This window comes from Stenotrophomonas sp. GL_101 (assembly GCF_057835675.1).
In genome coordinates this window covers 334,681-350,826 of record NZ_CM174432.1, presented here as the reverse complement: position 1 = coordinate 350,826, position 16,146 = coordinate 334,681, and the positions used below count along the sequence as shown (strand labels likewise).

13 protein-coding genes and 2 pseudogenes are annotated in these 16,146 nt (G+C 63.5%); 4 read left to right on the top strand and 11 right to left on the bottom strand.

The window, feature by feature from the left end:
• Positions 1 to 12 precede the first annotated feature (12 nt).
• Positions 13 to 444: an NUDIX domain-containing protein gene (locus AC3IR9_RS01570; protein WP_489293595.1), complete on the bottom strand. Its 432-nt coding sequence runs from the start codon at positions 442 to 444 to the stop codon at positions 13 to 15.
• On the bottom strand, positions 431 to 1,033 hold the full coding sequence (locus tag AC3IR9_RS01565; protein ID WP_489293593.1) for a TetR/AcrR family transcriptional regulator: 603 nt from the start codon (positions 1,031 to 1,033) through the stop codon (positions 431 to 433). The genes AC3IR9_RS01570 and AC3IR9_RS01565 overlap by 14 nt, the downstream gene beginning before the upstream one ends.
• Before the next feature lie 111 nt (positions 1,034 to 1,144).
• Between AC3IR9_RS01565 and AC3IR9_RS01560 the strand changes: the two genes are divergently transcribed.
• From AC3IR9_RS01560 to AC3IR9_RS01550, 3 genes are read left to right on the top strand one after another with little or no spacing between them, the layout of a single operon-like run.
• The gene (locus tag AC3IR9_RS01560; protein WP_489293592.1) at positions 1,145 to 2,200 is read left to right on the top strand and encodes a sugar phosphate isomerase/epimerase family protein; all 1,056 of its coding nucleotides are present in this window, start codon (positions 1,145 to 1,147) and stop codon (positions 2,198 to 2,200) included.
• On the top strand, positions 2,200 to 3,069 hold the full coding sequence (locus AC3IR9_RS01555; RefSeq protein WP_489293590.1) for an alpha/beta fold hydrolase: 870 nt from the start codon (positions 2,200 to 2,202) through the stop codon (positions 3,067 to 3,069). Before AC3IR9_RS01560 ends, AC3IR9_RS01555 begins: the two co-directional genes overlap by 1 nt.
• Positions 3,066 to 4,001: an alpha/beta hydrolase gene (locus tag AC3IR9_RS01550; protein ID WP_489293589.1), complete on the top strand. Its 936-nt coding sequence runs from the start codon at positions 3,066 to 3,068 to the stop codon at positions 3,999 to 4,001. Before AC3IR9_RS01555 ends, AC3IR9_RS01550 begins: the two co-directional genes overlap by 4 nt.
• A gap of 85 nt (positions 4,002 to 4,086) precedes the next feature.
• Here the strand turns inward: AC3IR9_RS01550 and AC3IR9_RS01545 are convergent, their stop codons facing one another.
• Both AC3IR9_RS01545 and AC3IR9_RS01540 read right to left on the bottom strand, forming a co-directional pair.
• Complete coding sequence (locus tag AC3IR9_RS01545) at positions 4,087 to 4,773, bottom strand: alpha/beta hydrolase (protein WP_489293588.1); 687 nt, start codon at positions 4,771 to 4,773, stop codon at positions 4,087 to 4,089.
• Positions 4,774 to 4,981: 208 nt separating this feature from the next.
• The gene (locus tag AC3IR9_RS01540) at positions 4,982 to 5,554 is read right to left on the bottom strand and encodes an OmpO family porin (protein WP_489293586.1); all 573 of its coding nucleotides are present in this window, start codon (positions 5,552 to 5,554) and stop codon (positions 4,982 to 4,984) included.
• A gap of 703 nt (positions 5,555 to 6,257) precedes the next feature.
• Here AC3IR9_RS01540 and AC3IR9_RS01535 point away from each other — a divergent pair.
• On the top strand, positions 6,258 to 6,617 hold the full coding sequence (locus tag AC3IR9_RS01535; protein WP_489293585.1) for a DUF1428 domain-containing protein: 360 nt from the start codon (positions 6,258 to 6,260) through the stop codon (positions 6,615 to 6,617).
• 7 nt (positions 6,618 to 6,624) lie between these two features.
• Here the strand turns inward: AC3IR9_RS01535 and AC3IR9_RS01530 are convergent, their stop codons facing one another.
• The 7 genes and pseudogenes from AC3IR9_RS01530 to AC3IR9_RS01500 all read right to left on the bottom strand — a co-directional run bounded on the left by AC3IR9_RS01530 (position 6,625) and on the right by AC3IR9_RS01500 (position 16,132).
• Positions 6,625 to 7,305, bottom strand: a complete 681-nt coding sequence (locus AC3IR9_RS01530; RefSeq protein ID WP_489293583.1) for a hypothetical protein — start codon at positions 7,303 to 7,305, stop codon at positions 6,625 to 6,627.
• A 68-nt stretch (positions 7,306 to 7,373) separates the two neighbouring features.
• Positions 7,374 to 7,650 (bottom strand): annotated as a pseudogene (locus AC3IR9_RS01525) (integrase core domain-containing protein); the annotation flags it as partial.
• Between the two features lie 152 nt (positions 7,651 to 7,802).
• Positions 7,803 to 8,471, bottom strand: coding sequence for a hypothetical protein (locus tag AC3IR9_RS01520; RefSeq protein WP_489293582.1), 669 nt, complete (start codon positions 8,469 to 8,471; stop codon positions 7,803 to 7,805).
• A 37-nt stretch (positions 8,472 to 8,508) separates the two neighbouring features.
• Entirely contained in the window at positions 8,509 to 9,282 is a 774-nt protein-coding gene (locus AC3IR9_RS01515; RefSeq protein WP_489293581.1) for an RHS repeat domain-containing protein, read from the bottom strand.
• A gap of 428 nt (positions 9,283 to 9,710) precedes the next feature.
• Positions 9,711 to 10,718, bottom strand: a pseudogene (locus tag AC3IR9_RS01510) (RHS repeat domain-containing protein); the annotation flags it as partial.
• A 155-nt stretch (positions 10,719 to 10,873) separates the two neighbouring features.
• On the bottom strand, positions 10,874 to 11,452 hold the full coding sequence (locus tag AC3IR9_RS01505) for a hypothetical protein (RefSeq protein WP_489295663.1): 579 nt from the start codon (positions 11,450 to 11,452) through the stop codon (positions 10,874 to 10,876).
• A 27-nt stretch (positions 11,453 to 11,479) separates the two neighbouring features.
• Complete coding sequence (locus AC3IR9_RS01500) at positions 11,480 to 16,132, bottom strand: RHS repeat-associated core domain-containing protein (RefSeq protein WP_489293579.1); 4,653 nt, start codon at positions 16,130 to 16,132, stop codon at positions 11,480 to 11,482.
• Positions 16,133 to 16,146: the final 14 nt, after the last annotated feature.

The window sequence follows — 16,146 nt, the reverse complement described above, 5'->3', positions numbered from 1 at the left end:
CGCGGGGAGGGCTCAGCGCACCGCTGAAAGCTGCGCCACGCCCTGCCGCGCAGACAGCGTGAGCGGTGTGGGCAGCGCATCCAGGCTGAACCAGCCCAGCGCCAGCAATGCCTCCGGCTCGCGCAACCGGGCTGGCGCATCATCCAGCGTGCGCACCCGATAGACCGGCGCCACCCAGTGCTGCGCCAGTGCCGGCTCGAAGTGGTCCACCACGCACAGCAACCGCTCGATCGCCACGCGCAGCCCCGTTTCCTCGTGCACTTCGCGGATCACCGCGTGTTCGACGGTTTCCATCCAGTCCACCTTGCCACCGGGCAGGCCCCAATGGCCCTGCTCGGGTGGGCGGCCGCGCTGCACCAGCAGGATCGCGCCATCGGCGCGCAGCACCACGGCACCGCAACCCAGGCGCGGGCGTTGGCCATCGGCTGACTCAGACATCGGCATGCTCCGTAGCGGGTAACACCTGCATCGCCACCGCCACCGCCGCCAGCAACCGCGCGCGGCTGGCGCCATCGCGCGCCTGGGTGGAAATGCCGTGCAGCACGGTAGCGAAATAGTCGCCGAGCGCCTGCACATCGGCGCCATCGGCCAATTCGCCGGCGCTGGCCGCCTGCTGCAGGCGCGCGATGATCTGCTGGGTGCGTTGGCGGCGATGTTCGGCCAGCCAGTCCATCACCCCCACATGCTCCGGTGCGGTGCTGGTGGCGGCCGACACCACCAGGCAGCCCTGCGCGCGGCCGCGCCGGGTGTAGGTGAGCACCGCATCGTGCAGCATGCGTTCAATCGCCGTGCGCAGCGCCGGCGCGCGCAGCGCACGGTCGGCAAAGCCCCCGTCGCCGGATTCGTACAGCGCCACTGCCTCGCGGAACAACTGCTCCTTGCTGCCGAAGGCGGCGTAGATGCGCGCCGAGGCAATGCCCAGCGCTTCCACCAGCGCCGACATCGAGGTGCCTTCATACCCGCATTCCCAGAACAGCAGCATCGCCTGATTGAGCGCGTGGTCTTTGTCGAATTCGCGGGGGCGGCCGGCCATGGGGCATCACTACGGAAAGAAGCGGTGCGGCAATTCTAGCGACACCGGGCATTGACCGGGGCGAATCTGCACCCTATTCTTTGTTGATCGACCAACAATAGGCGACATCCGATGCGTACCCTCCAAGGCCCCAGCCTGCACCTGGCCCAGTTCAGTGCAGACCAGGCCCCGTTCAACGACCTGCCCTCCATTGCCGCGTGGGCAGCCAGCCAGGGCTTCAAGGCGCTGCAGATCCCGGCCTGGGACGAGCGCCTGTTCGATGTGGAACAGGCCGCGCACAGCCAGCAGTACTGCGACGACATGATCGCGATGCTGGCCAGCCACGGGCTGGTGATCAGCGAACTCACCACGCACATCTTCGGCCAGCTGGTGGCGGTGCACCCGGCCTACGACGCGCTGTGCGACAGCTTCGCCCCGCCGGCCCTGCACGGCGACCCGGCCGCGCGCAGCGCCTGGGCCGTCGAGCGCCTCACACTGGCCGCGCAAGCTTCGCAGCGGCTGGGCCTGGACCGCATGGGGACCTTCTCCGGCGCGTTCGCCTGGCCCTACCTGTTCCCCTTCCCGCAGCGCCCGGAGGGCCTGATCGAGGCCGCGTTCGAAGAACTGGCGCGGCGCTGGCTGCCGATCCTGGACGTCTGCGACGCGCATGGTGTGGATCTCTGCTATGAAATCCATCCCAGCGAAGACCTGCACGATGGCACCAGCTTCGAGCGCTTCCATGCCGCGGTGGGCATGCATAAACGCTGCCGGATCCTGTTCGATCCCAGCCACTTCGTGCTGCAGCAGCTGGATTACCTCAGCTTCCTGGACATCTACCGCGACTTCATCGGCATGGTCCATATCAAGGATGCCGAGTTCAATCCCAGCGGCCGCCAGGGCATCTACGGCGGCTACAGCGGCTGGACCGAGCGGGCCGGGCGCTTCCGCTCGCTGGGCGATGGGCAGGTAGATTTCAAGGGTATTTTCTCCAAGCTGGCCCAATACGACTACGACGGCTGGGCCACGCTGGAATGGGAGTGCTGCCTGAAGAACCAGGAGGATGGCGCGCGCGAGGGCGTGGCCTTCATCAACGCGCACATCATCAAGGTCACCGAGCGCATCTTCGACGACTTCGCCGGTGCGCCGGTCAGCCGCGCGCAGATCCACGGCATGTTGGGGATCGTCTGATGAACCCGGCACTTGAAGGCATCACCCATCGCCACATCCGCATCGACGGACGCAGCGTGCATTGCGCGATCCTCGGCGAAGGCCGCCCGGTGCTGCTGATTCCTGGCTGGCCGCAGACCTGGTATGCATGGCGGCACGTGATGCAGGCGCTGGCCGAGCAGGGTTTCCAGGCCATTGCGGTGGACCCGCCCGGCACCGGTGATTCGGACACGCCCGCACACGGCTACGACACCGGCAGCATCGCGGCGACCCTGCATGCGGTGATGGCCCAGCTGGGCCATGCGCAGTACCAGGTGGTCGGCCACGATGTCGGCATGTGGGTGGCCTATGCGCTGGCCAGCGACCATCCCCAGGCCGTGCAGCGCCTGGCGGTCACCGAAGCGGTGATCCCCGGGCTGGCCGATGCCCCGCCGGTGTTCGTCGCCCCGCAGGACAACCTCTTCCTGTGGCACTTCATGTTCAACCAGGTGCGCGACCTGCCCGAAGCGCTGATCGCCGGGCGCGAGCGCGCCTACCTGACCTTCATGTTCGACCGCTGGGCACATCGCCGCGAAACCGTCGCCAGCGAGGTCTACATCCAGGCGTACGCGGCACCGGGTGGGCTCAGTGGTGGTTTCGGCTACTACCGGGCCATTCCGGAAACGATCCGCCAGAACCAGCAGCGTGCGCTCACCCCGCTGGCGATGCCGGTGCTGGCCATCGGCGCCGAGCATGCCACCGCCGACATGCCCATCGATACCCTGCGCGCGCACGCGCCGGACCTGCGCGGCACGATGATCACCGACTGCGGCCACTTCGTGATGGAAGAAGCACCGGAGGCCTTCCTGGCCCAGCTGTTGCCGTTCCTGCTGCCGGCCTGCGCGGCATGAGCCTGGACCCGGATATCGCGCGCTTCCTGTCCACGCTGCCACCGTCGGAGGCGGTGGCAGCGCTGTCGCTGCAGCAGTTGCGAGCCATCAGCGAGACCGCCCTGCCCGCGTTGCAGGGTGCGCGGGAGCCGGTGGCCGAGGTGCGCGATTTCAGCGTGCGCGCCGACGACGGCCACGCCATCTCAATGCGCGCGTACTGGCCGGCCGGGCATCTGCGCGGGCACGCGCGCCCGGGGCTGCTGTTCGCGCATGGCGGCGGCTGGTTCCAGTGCTCGCTGGCGGTGTACGACACGCCCTGCCGGGCGCTGGCCAATGCCACCGGCTGCGTGGTGCTGTCGGTGGACTACCGGCTGGCACCGGAACACCGCTTCCCGATCCCGCTGGAGGACGTGTATGCGGCGCTGTGCTGGAGCGCCGGGCACGCCACGCAGCTGGACATCGACCCGACGCGGCTGATGGTCGGCGGCGACAGCGCCGGTGGCACCCTGGCAACGGCGGTGGCGATGCTGGCGCGGGATCGCAGCGGCCCGCACATCCACCATCAGCTGCTGCTGTACCCGGCGTTGGATACGGCCATGGACAACGACAGCCACCGGCAGTTCGGCGAAGGCTACTACCTCAGCAGCGCACTCATGCAGCGCTGCTGGGACGCCTACCTGGGTGAGGGCAGCGCCGCGGCCAACGGGCTGGCCGTGCCCGCGCGTGCGCATGACCTGCGCGGGCTGCCGCCAGCAAGCGTGCTGGTCTGTGAGTGCGACCCACTCCGCGACGAGGGCCAGGCCTACGCCCGGCGGCTGCAGCAGGCCGGAGTCGCGGTGCACTGCCAATCGCTGCCGGGCATGGTGCATGCGTGCCTGCACCTGATGGGCGTGGCGCCGGCGTCGCGCATGCTGCTGGACCGGTGCGCCACGCTGCTGGCGGCCGCGCACTGAACTGGCCCATGCCCACCCCGCACCCAGATCGCGGCGCGGGCAATGCGGGGTGGCCGACAGCGGCGCGGCCACCTCGTAGGCGCGATCAGGCGCGTGCGGCCTCATCGATCAGCGCGGCTACCTCATCGGGGTGCGAGGCCAGCGAGGCATGGCCGGCATCCAGGGTGATCACCTTGCGGGCGTTCAACCGCGCCGACATGCGCTGTTGATTCTCCGGTGCGATCATGCGGTCCTGGCTGGAGATCTGGTACCAGCTGGGCTTTTTCTTCCAGGCCGGGGCAGTGATGGTGTCACCGAAGGTGCTGGCCAGCGGTGCCTTCTGCGTGATGGCCATCACCAGCGCGTCGGCGGCGCCGAGATCCTGGCAGAAGCTTTCGTGGAATTTGTCCTGCGTGATCCACAGGTAGCCGTCGCTGTCCGGGGCCAGGTTGGCTGCGGCCACCGGGGGATGTTCCTGGGTGATGCCACCCGGGCTTTCACCGGCATCCGGGGCGAAGGCGGCGATGAAGACCAGGCCGACCACGTTGGGCAGGTCACCGGCTTGGGTGATCACCGCGCCACCATAGGAGTGGCCGACCAGCAGCACCGGCCCATCGATCTGGGCCACCATTTTGCGGGTGCGCTCGGCATCGTCGGCCAGCGAGGTCAACGGCACTTCCACCGCGCGTAATGCGGTGTGGCCTTTGCGGTGCAGGGCCAGGATCACCTTGGACCAGTGCGCGGCACCGCCCCAGAAGCCATGTACCAGGACAATTGTCGGCGTGCTGCTCATCGTCGGTCTCCAAGGTGGTATCGCGCTGGCAGCCCGATGCTGGCCAGCGGAGCCGGTACTACGCGCGCACGCCGGTTAGTCCGGTGTGAGCCGTTGGCTACACTTTCAGTCGTGCCGGGCGCGGCGCCGAGGCAACGAAAAAGGCCCGGCGATGCCGGGCCTTTCCTGCCACGCCGATCAGGCACGTGGCGATGCGATCATGCAGCGCTTACCAGCTGAAGCGCGGGCCGACCGACCATTCCTTGTCACCGTGGCGATCCATCTTGATGTCGCCGTTGATGCCCCAGTTCTGGTTCAACTTCACCTGGCCACCCAGGCGGCCGTAGAACTGGCCATCCGGATTGATGCCGTGCTTCTTGGAAAAGTCTTCGTAGCCGGCCATTGCATAGACTTCGGCATGCTGGCCGAAGGCGGTACGGATACCGGCTTCAGCGCTGTAGCCGTTGAAGTCCAGGCCGTGCTTCGGGTCGAACTTGTTGTAGGCAACGCGGCCCACGAAGTCGGTGCTGTTGCCGATTTCCTGGTTGTAGCCCACGCCGACGCGCCACTGGTCAACCTTGGCGTCGTTGAGATCGGTCTTCTGCTGGTTGTACTCGCCGAAGGCATGGAAGTTCGGCAGGAACGCGTAGGAACCCTTCACGCCCCAACCATCGGCGTTGCCGCCATCGGCGTCGGTCTTGACGTAGTCGCCTTCGGCGTAGTTGTAGGACAGGCCTTCAGCGGCGGAAGCAGCGAACGGCAGGGCGGCGGCGAGCGCCAGGGCAATCAACGAAGTTTTCATGGGGGTACACCTCTGTCTTGAACTACTTGCAGCCAGCGCGGACGCCGGGCTGCATCGGGAATGTAAATTCTCCGTTATTCGACACAACCCGCCCTGAAGTGGCGGGCTTTCATCTGTGTGAATTTTTGGCAGGGGTTCAGTTGCGCTCTGGCATACGCGCGCGCAGATTCCAGCGGAAAAACAGCGCTGCAGCGTGCATGCGGCGTGATCGGCGCCGGCACTCTGCTGAACCTTGAAGGAAATCGAGGGGCGCTGGCGGCCAAGCGCCAGCATCGGCACATCGAGGGAGAGAAAGCAGGTCACGACGATGCCCTTGCGGGGCGTCACGCGTTGGGGAAGCCGCTCTTGGGGAGTAGTCGGCTAACGCGCCCCTCTCCGTGTTACGCCGCTCGACCCGGGACAGGCATCGATTGCAGGCTCTTGGGGAAAGGTCCTGCGCGGCAACGCCATAGTGGGCTGAACACGTCAGTTGGACTATCAGGATGTTCCTCTACATCGTTCGGATTTTTCTGACCCCCGCACCCGTCCAGACGTATGCGTACGGTGCAAGTTGTTGAAAAAATACATAACAGTGCCGAATGCACCGGATTTCCGTCACGCGCCGCCCGCACCGCGCGGCGCATTGTCGATTTCCCACGCCCGCAGTCGTCGTATGCAATGAAGGCGCCCATTCCGGTGCGCCCTCGTCCGCCGGGAGGCAACCATGTCCTACATCGATGGTTTCGTGCTTGCAGTACCTACCGCCAACAAAGAGAAGTTCCTCGCCCATGCCAGGGAAGGTGATGCCATCTGCATGGAGCACGGCGCGCTGCGCGTGGTGGAATGCTGGGGGGATGATGTTCCGCACGGCAAGCAGACCGACTTCTACCGCGCAGTTGGCGCCACTGCGGAGGAGACGGTGGTGTTTTCGTGGATCGAATGGCCCGACAAGGCCACCCGCGATGCGGGCATGCAGAAGATGATGGAAGATCCGCGCATGAATCCGGAGAACAACCCGATGCCGTTCGACGGCAAGCGGATGATCTATGGCGGCTTCGTGCCGGTGGTCACGTTGGGGAAGTAAGGCCTGTTCAACGCGGGTGACTGGCGTCGTCCTCCGTGGCGAGCCCGCCACCCGCGCCGCCGCCCATGCCGCCCATGCCCCCGCCGCCCCCCTTGCCGCCGCCCTTGTCGCCGGCATCGGCCTTGCCCTTGGCACCGCCGGCAGCGGGACGCGCCGGGCCCTGGCGCGGAATGGCCACGCTGGCCGGGATTGGAGCGAGGTCCAGCGCCTGGCGGATGAAGTCGCGCAGCGATACCACCAGCTCGGCGGTCTGCACCTGCCTGCCTTGTGCCAGTTCGGTTGCCGCACGCGCCGCCAGCCGGACCTGGTCGTCGGTGCCGAGCAGGATGATGTCCGACAGGGCCGCCTCTACTGCATCGCGGATGCGGCGTGCGCGGTCGCTGCCCTGCGGGACGTCATCGGGTAGTTGCAGGGCGTCATCGGGCGCGTCCTGGGCAGGCATCACGTGCAGATCGCGCAGATGGCGCGGGTCCACGTGCAACGCGCCGGTGAACGAACCGCCCAAGGTCTTGTAGGCCGCGATCAAGGTGCGCAGGCGCTCGTTTATCTGGCGGTTCTCGCGTTCGCGACGCTGCTGCATGGTCTGCATCACCAGCAGGCGGATGCCGACGCCGATGAGGGTGATGACCGCCAGCCCGAACAGGGTGGAGAGCATGGCTTGCCAGGAACTGAAGTCTAGACCGCGCATGGGGCTCCGGGGTACGGCGAGGGTTTGGCAGCGATAGCTGACGTGGGGTGAAGTCGTAAGCTCCCCCGTCAAGCAGACATTTCTAAAGTAGAGCTTCTGGCGTGGGCGGTACGGTGCTCGACGGGGCTCATGCCGCTGAGCGAGTCATGTGGACGAACTTCGTTGTAATCGATCATCCACCAATGCGCTGCCTCGCGCACGTCCTCAAGGCATGCGAAGAGGTGCTGGTCCAGCACCTCCTCGCGGGCGGTGCGGCCCAACGCGTCACGCTCCAGGGTGATGGGCGCTTCGTCGTTGATGCCCACTTCGACCAACTGGTCGCGCAGGTCGTCGGCGAAGGCCACCGTGTTGCCGGCGCCGGTTTGGCGCTGGATGCGGTTGCCTACTTCATCGTAGGCGTACCCCACGCGGAAGCCGTCCTGCAGCTCTTCCAGCAGTTGGCCCACCGGGTCGAAGCGGCGGGTGATCGTCCAGAAGCAGCTTTCACCGTTGAACAGTCAATCCTTGATGAAGCCAAGCGCCCTCAGCTCAGCAATCCCGCCCCTCCAATCATCCTTACGGCTCTTGGGCGCTGCAAGGGGAACCACAAGCAGCACCTCTTGATCGCCTGACTTGGAGAACCCCTTGAGATACGAATAGACCTCAGGAAATTTCTCATTGAATCCCTCATCAAGCGCATGCACGCCCGGGAAATCAACTTTACACAGAATAACCTGCGTTTCCGGATCCCTTCGAATCAAATCAAATGGCACACCGCGACAGTTAAAATCAAGGAACCGAGCCTGACTGATGTCGATAGCCCAATCCGTCGCGCCATAGAATTCGGCTCTCGCCTTCGAGAATCCAGACAGCACATCGACATCCGTGCAGAACCCCCAAGGCTCCACGTTGATATTCATCTTTCCAATTTTTCCCGAAAGAGTGACGCGACGGAAGAAAGAGGACCAGATAAGGAGTATTGGATTCGTCTTCAAATCATGGATCAAGACGTCTTCGAGTTCACAAGGCCCCACACTTGAACTGACAGAATAGCAACCTCGAACTGAGATTCGCTTGACCTTTGACATTTTCTCCGGCTGCTTGCACAGAGACAGTCCGCAGTTATCAAATATACAATTTGTGTAGATGGCATCCGCAAACGTTGAGCCACCATCGTAAAACTTCATCTCAAAATTGACACCATCTAACGTTTTCATATTAACCTTAGAAATTTAAACCGTGCACGACATCGTACACAAGATACGTCACTTTCTCATCCCCATACCTTGCGGCGTGGGCCGGAACACCCGTATTTGTGGTTACATCCCACACCTTTGGCTTTCCAATAGTCCTCGTGAAGTCCGGACTTGATATAAACTGACCATTGGCACCGCGCGTGAGTCCCGTTTGCTTAATTGTGTTACGCAAATTCTTACCCCCTTGCACCAACTGAGCAACCCGTCGCTCAACTGCTTTTCCGAAACTTGCGGAATACAAATTGGTTACGTTTTCGAGATGGCTATAGCTTCCTTTGCTCATGAGACTCTTGGCCATCTGCGGATTTTCCGTAATTTCGCGAACAGCTTGATCCACGAAGCTCTGCAATTTTCTTGTCGTTCTGCAGCTTAAACCGAGCGGATCTGCCCATGAGTTAATGTTGACAGCAAATTCATAGAGATTTTCACCCGCATCCAGCCTTAGCGGGTCCTGCCCGATGAACTGGCCAACACCTGGATCAAAGTATCTGTTTCTATTGCAATGAAGACCCGTTTCGTAGTCGAAGTACTGCCCTTGCAGCCGTAGGTTGTTCTCAGTGCTGGACGCAGGTGTTGACTCGACCGCCCCCCAAGCTCCTAGGCGCCCCTCCCACACAATGGCTCCCGACGCGCTCAAGATTCGCTCTGGAGAGCCATTTGGCATGAGCTGAAAGTGACATACTCCGCTTGCCGTTGGCGCTTCGGGCGTATTCGAGCTATCCGCGATCAACGCATTTTCCACTGCGCGATCATTGAGTGACTCGTCACTGCCAGACCTTTCCGTTACTACGTGATCGAGTCGTGCTAGCACAGGCGAGTGAACTGGTTTACTCACTATCGATACAGCGGTGACCTTTTGTCCCAGCCCTGTGCCACCCAGCTGACCCAGCCCAAGCGATAGCAATCCGGCTTGATCTTCGCCCCCTCCCTCTGTTGATTGGTGGCGCCTCGTCCCAGCGCCGTAGCGCCAAGGTGACCTAGCCCAGTGATGTTTTCCTGATTCGCATGTGGTTTTCGCTTAGGGCCATCCGCCGATGTTCGCTTCACCTGCTCGTAAGCTTCCGCCTTGAGAAGCGACGGCGTCGCCGATCCGCTAGAAACAAAACCGCTACCGTCCTGCGCAGCTTGGTACACGGGCTTTACCTCAGCCGCCTGAGCCGCATGCCCAGTAATGAGTGAGAGCGGCACAAACGACCCCGGGTAATACACATACTCCCTCACCCCCGCATGCAGCTTCCCCAACCGCCGCTGCCGTCGCTTCACCTCGATCAGGCTGGCCACGTTGTCCACCCACACCGGCGCGGCTTCTTCGGCGTCGTTGGCCTGCTTCACCTCACCCAACAACGCATCGCCATCCCAGAAGAACCACGTGGTGTCAGTCGGATTGCGCTTGAACACCCGTCGTCCCAACGGATCGTAGCCGTAGTGCGTGCTCTTCCCACCGCATCGGCTCTCGGCCAGCCGATGGTTTGCATCCCAGATCAGTTCAAGGTCGCTGGCGTCGCCGCCGCCCGGACTACCCTTGCGCACCATGTCGCCCGCGCGGTCGAACACGTAGTGCACGCCTTGATAGGTTCCCTCGCGCATCCACAGCAGCTCTGCCTGGTCGTCGCCACCGGCCACCTTGCGCATGCGTGCTTAGCGGATTTCGGTGCGCAGGCGGTCGCCGGCCGGGTCGTTGTAGTACGGGTGCAGTACGCCCTTGGGGTCGGTGTGCGCCAGCAGGCGGCCAATTGCGTCGTAGCGGTATTCGTCCACGCCCTGCGCGCTGTCCTGGCGACGGGTGAGGTTGCCGGTGCGGTCGTAGTCGTAGCGGGTGTCGAACAGCGGGGCCGCATCGCACAGGACGGTCTGCGCGGTGAGCAGGTTGCGCGCGTCGTACTCGAAGCGGCGCTCCACGTGCGCGCTCAGCTGTTCGCGGGTGGTGCGGCCGAGGGCGTCGCGCTCCAATGTGATGGGGGCTTCATCGTTGATGCCCACTTCGGTCAGCTGGTCGCGCAGGTCGTAGGCGAAGGCCACGGGACTGCCGGCGCCGGTCTGGCGCTGGATGCGGTTGCCTACTTCATCGTAGGCGTACCCCACGCGGAAGCCGTCCTGCAGTTCCTCCAGCAGTTGGCCCAGCGGGTCGAAGCGGCGGGTGGCGTGCCGGTGTCGCAGCGGTACTTCACCAGCTCGCCGTCGGCCTGCAGGCGCTTGCCGATCTGACCGATGCCCACGTACTGCAGATGGGCACACGCGCCGGCTTCGTCCAAGTAGGCGATCGGCTCATCGTCCTATCTACTCAATCCCTCTGATGCAGACCGGCAGCACTAAGGATCATGCACTCAGAGGAACTATCTCTCACCAGGCTTGGGAACAAACATTGCATGTACGCCGTTAGCCAGATATGCACCCTTCGTGCCATCAAATCTCTGTGCCGCGTCTGGCCAGACAAGAAATTTCCGATCAGCCTTCTTACCGCGCTCACCCGTACTTGTATCTATTGATACGACCTTCCCTCCGCGCGCCTTTGCTTCACGAAGGACGATTGCCACAAATTCCTCGGTAGTCTCGTCACCTGTAGGAATCGAAGCTCGCAACTCGCCATTGAGCATAGAACCTTGCAGGAAGTCTGCAGCTCTCGATCTTAGAAGACTGACAAGCCCTGATCCGACCAATGCGTAAATCCATCCCTTTCCAGATGGATGATCCTTAACATAGTTCTTATGGAAATAATCTTCAGAAATTATAGATGAATCCACGATAGTTACATGAGCCCCGCCGCACTCATCTATGCTGCTTCTGTACTTCGGCTGCTTGGTATCCGGCTGTTCCAGCATGTTGATAAATCTGATCGATGGACGCGCCACCAAGAGTGCTTCCGCGAATTCACTCTCGTCCAGAGAAGTCATAAACACGCATTGTTGAATCATTTTCGAATTAGCCACTTGTCACCCTGCTCACGTTCTGCAATGTATACCCGCACCGAGATTACTCACATCAAGGGAACCCGGCTTCAACCCAGCCCCCTTTACGACTGTGAGTATTGTGTCGTTTATTCTCTGATTTGAAAGCCTTCCTGCGTTCGTCAGTTCACGCCTGGACATTCCTCCGAAGAACCCGCCCTTATCCACCGTCTGTATGCGGACCGTCCTGCCGGATGTTCGATCAATGAAAGTCATGTCGGGGTATGTCCCTCCCCTTCTTCCTGGCGTGAGAGGCTTGATGAACTCCTCGGGGATGTCTAAGCCGGATGCTGCATCCCGCCCACCTGCAACAAGATCGTAGCTTGGATTATCCCGGATGAATGCATCCCGGACTTGATCCATATGAGTCTGCGTCGCCTGATTACCTCGACGAGCCAAACCCAGCGGATCAATCCAACCAAGGGCATTGGGTGCGTAATCGTAGATATTTTCGGATGGAAATATCCCCAAAGGGTCCTTGGACGCGTAAGACCCAGCCTGGGGGTCGTAGTATCTATTTCGGTTGTAGTTCAAGCCTGTTTCACTATCGAAGTACTGGCCCTGCAACCGCAAGTTGTTCTCGATACTAGGCGCAAAAGTTGTCTCAACCTGTCCCCATGCCCCCAAGCGCCCCTCCCATACAATGGCTCCGGCCGCGCTCAGAACTCGCTCTGGACATCCATTTGGCATGACGTGGAAGTAGTGCACTCCGCTTCCCGCCTGACTTGCAGCGGGCAGCGAAACTCGCTCAGGAACCTCACTTTCTGGCGCTTGATCATCGGGCAATCCCTGCCCATCTGAGTCTCCGGCCAATCCATCAGGTGGAATTTCCAACACTGCGGAAGAAGGTGGCTGGACCGATGCAGGTACTGCCTTTGTCATTACGCCGAGACCCAAAGCACCCAGCTTCCCTGAGCCAAGCAGTGATGAGCCGGGGCGGTCATCGCTTGCCTCGTCCCGCTGAGAAAGAGCGCTCGTTCCAAGCGTCGTTGCGCCAAGACCGCCAAAGCCAGAGCGCCCTTCCTGCGTTGCAGTCGCTATGCGCTTGCGCTCGTCAATCGAAGGCAGCGCTGGCGGCACGGCGGGCTGCCTATCCCCTAGTGTGTCCGCCGCAGAATCACTGGAGGCACGGCCACCTTGGTGTGGAGCCTGATTGGGGGCCACCACCTGAGGAAGTGCAACATTGTCTGCAGCAATGAGTGAGAGCGGCACAAACGACCCCGGGTAGTACACATACTCCCTCACCCCCGCATGCAGCTTCCCCAACCGCCGCTGCCGTCGCTTCACCTCGATCAGGCTGGCCACGTTGTCCACCCACACCGGCGCGGCTTCTTCGGCGTCGTTGGCCTGCTTCACCTCACCCAACAACGCATCGCCATCCCAGAAGAACCACGTGGTGTCAGTCGGATTGCGCTTGAACACCCGTCGCCCCAACGGGTCATACCCGTAGTACGTGCTCTTCCCCCCGCGCCGGCTCTCGGCGAGCCGATGGTTGGCATCCCAGATCAGCTCGAGGTCGCTGGCATCATTACCACCCGGGCTGCCCTTGCGCACCATGTCACCGGCGCGGTCAAACACGTAGTGCACGCCTTGATAGGTGCCCTCACGCGTCCACAGCAGCTCTGCCTGGTCGTCGCCACCGGCCACCTTGCGCATGCGCACTTCGCGGATTTCAGTGCGCAGGCGGTCGCCGGCCGGGTCGTTGTAGTACGGGTGCAGTACGCCCTTGGGGTCGGTGTGCGCCAGCAGGCGGCCAATCGCGTCGTAGCGGTATTCGTCCACACCCTGCGCGCTGTCCTGGCGACGAGTGAGGTTGCCGGTGCGGTCGTAGTCGTAGCGGGTGTCGAACAGCGGGGCCGCATCGCGCAGCACCGCCTGCGCGGTGAGCAGGTTGCGCGCGTCGTACTCGAAGCGACGCTCCACGTGCACGCTCAGCTGCTCGCGGGTGGTGCGGCCCAACGCGTCACGCTCCAGGGTGATGGGCGCTTCGTCGTTGATGCCCACTTCGATCAGCTGGTCGCGCAGGTCGTAGTCAAAGGTAACGGTATTGTCGGCACCGGTCTGGCGCTGGATGCGGTTGCCTACCGCGTCATAGGCGTAGCCCACGCGGAAACCATCCTGCACTTCCTCCAGCAGCTGCCCCAACGGATCGAAGCGACGGACGGCATGCCGGTGCGGGTTGCGCAGCGCGATGAGCTGGCCGCGCTTGTCGTACTCGAACGTTTCCTTGGCCTGCCGCCCCGGCTGGCGGATGTCCGGCAGGGTTTTGGCGGTGATGCGGCCCAGCTTGTCGGTGGCAAAGCCAATGCGCTGGCCGAGCGGATCCAGCGTGGCGGTGAGGCGGCCGGCGGCGTCGTACTCGTAGCGCCGAGATTGCGCCCAGTAGTCGATTTCCTCGACGATGCGGCCAAGCGGATCACGCGTGAGCTGGTAGGTTTCGCCGCGCTGGTTGATGACCGCCACCAGCTGTTCCTCGGTGTCGTAGCGGTACTCCACCACCTGGCCATCGGCCTGCACGCGCTTGCCGATCTGGCCGATGCCCACGTACTGCAGGCGGGTGCGGGCGCCGGCTTCGTCCAGGTAGGTGATGAGCTGGTCTTCGGCGTCGTATTCGCAGCGCACGCCCGTGCCGTCGGCGGCCAGCACCGTGAGCAGCCGTCCCTTGGCGTCGTACTGGTAGGCGCTCACCTGCCCGAGCGGGTCGATCTGGCGCTGCAGGCGGCCCAACGGGTCGTGCTCGAAGCGGCTTTCGTGGCCGAGCGGGTCACGCACCGACGCGACCAGACCATGTCGATCGTAAGCCGCCGCGGTGATCGCGCCACGCGCGTTGGTCTGCGACTGCAGCAGGCCATGGCCGTCATAGGCGTACCGGGTGGCGGCCTGCAACGGGTCGGTCTGCTCGACCAGCAGCCCGCGCGCATCGTAGTGCTGCTGCCAGGTGTTGCCATCCGGGTCGGTGACGGCCAGCAGCTGGTCGTTCTCATCGAACTGCTGCTGCAGCGTGGTGCCATCGGCACGCACCAACACCACCAGGTTCCCGCGTTCGTCATACTCAAACCCGGTCCGCAAGCCCTCCGGATCGGTCACCGCCACGGTACGACCGAAGTCGTCGTACTCAAATACGGTGACGCCATCGAGCGGGTCGATCTCGCACAACGGCAGGCGATTCTCGTCGAACTTGACCAGGCTCACATGGCCAAGCGAGTCGGTGATGCGGGTTTCATGCAGCAGTGCGTCGTAGGCGAACTGGTAGTCGTACAGGCCACCGTCGCCCCAGGAATGCACCACGCGCCACTGCGCATCGAAAGCGTAATAGAACGACAGGCCGACGCGGTCGGTGTGGCGCACCATGTAGTGCTGCTGGTAGCCGAAGGTACGCGGCGCATCCAAGGGATCCACCGCGGCAATCAGGTCGCCGTCGGCATAGCGGTAGCTCACCAGCAGGTGGTTCAGGCCACTGGCCGGGTCGTGCAGCTGCAGGCGGTCGATATGGCCTTGCCGCGATTCCACCTCGACGAAGCGGCCCTGCAGGCCGTCCACGCCGCTTTCCACGATGCGCACCAGGTGGCCATCGCGGCGTTCGAAGCGCCAGTGGTTGCCGCAGCGGTCTTCGATGCGTGCGATGGGCAGGCTGCGCTCGTGCGGCAGCACCGCCACGCCGGCGGCCGGGGTGGCGTCGAAGTGGTACTGCAGGCCGCCCTTGAAGCGAACGATCCAGTACCCGTCCTGGCGCCACAAGCGTGCGCCGTCGACGAAATCCAGTGTGGCCGCATCGAACCCGTCGCGGCGCGGCAGTTCGGGGAAGAAGGCCACCTCGTCCGGACCGGACAGCCACGCGCTGCCGTCGGTGGCGAAGGCCAGGGCGATGTCGGCCGGTGTCTGCCACCCATACCCGCACACGCCCGGGCGCTGCGCGTGGCGCGAGGCGTACACGCGGCGCCAGCTGAGCGGCAGGCGGCCGGGGATGCTGAAGTCTTCGTGGCTGACCGAGACGCTGCCATCGCGGATATCCACCGGCTCGGCACGCAGGATCTTGCACTTGAACGTGCCCGACGGCAGGTGGCCCCACTTGGCGCGGCGCCAGTTGGCGAACGCATCCATCTTCTTGCGGAAGAAATCGGTCTTGCGCAGCTTGCCCAGCCCGGCGAACGCGGCGCGGAAGGCCATCGCTGTCCACGACACGGTCGGCGGGCCGCCGATCTTGACGCTGGTGGGAATGGCCACGTTCAAGCCGGTCGGCAGTGACATCGCGCGTAGCGGCTTCTTGGGCTTCTTGACCCGGAACGGGTTGATCATGCCGGCCAGGTTGCAGTCCAGCACGGGCATGGCCAGGCGCGAGAACGGCTCGCCATCGGCCGATACCGTGCGGCTGCCCATGAAGATTTCTTCGCCGTCGAACTGTGGGCCCATCGGCGCGGCCAGCGGCGGGCCCCACACGCCCAACGGAATGTGGATGTCCAGCCCGCCGGTGCCGGCGGTACCGCGGTGCACGCCGTTGACCTTGATGGTGGAGCCGATGAAGGGGAGGTAGTCGAACGGGTCCAGCACCAGGCCGATGTGCGGCGTGGGCAACGGGCACGGCGGCATCGCATACATGTGGATGTCGATGCCCAGCTGCGGGTCGAAATGCTTGGCGGCAATGCTCACGGCAACACTCCTGT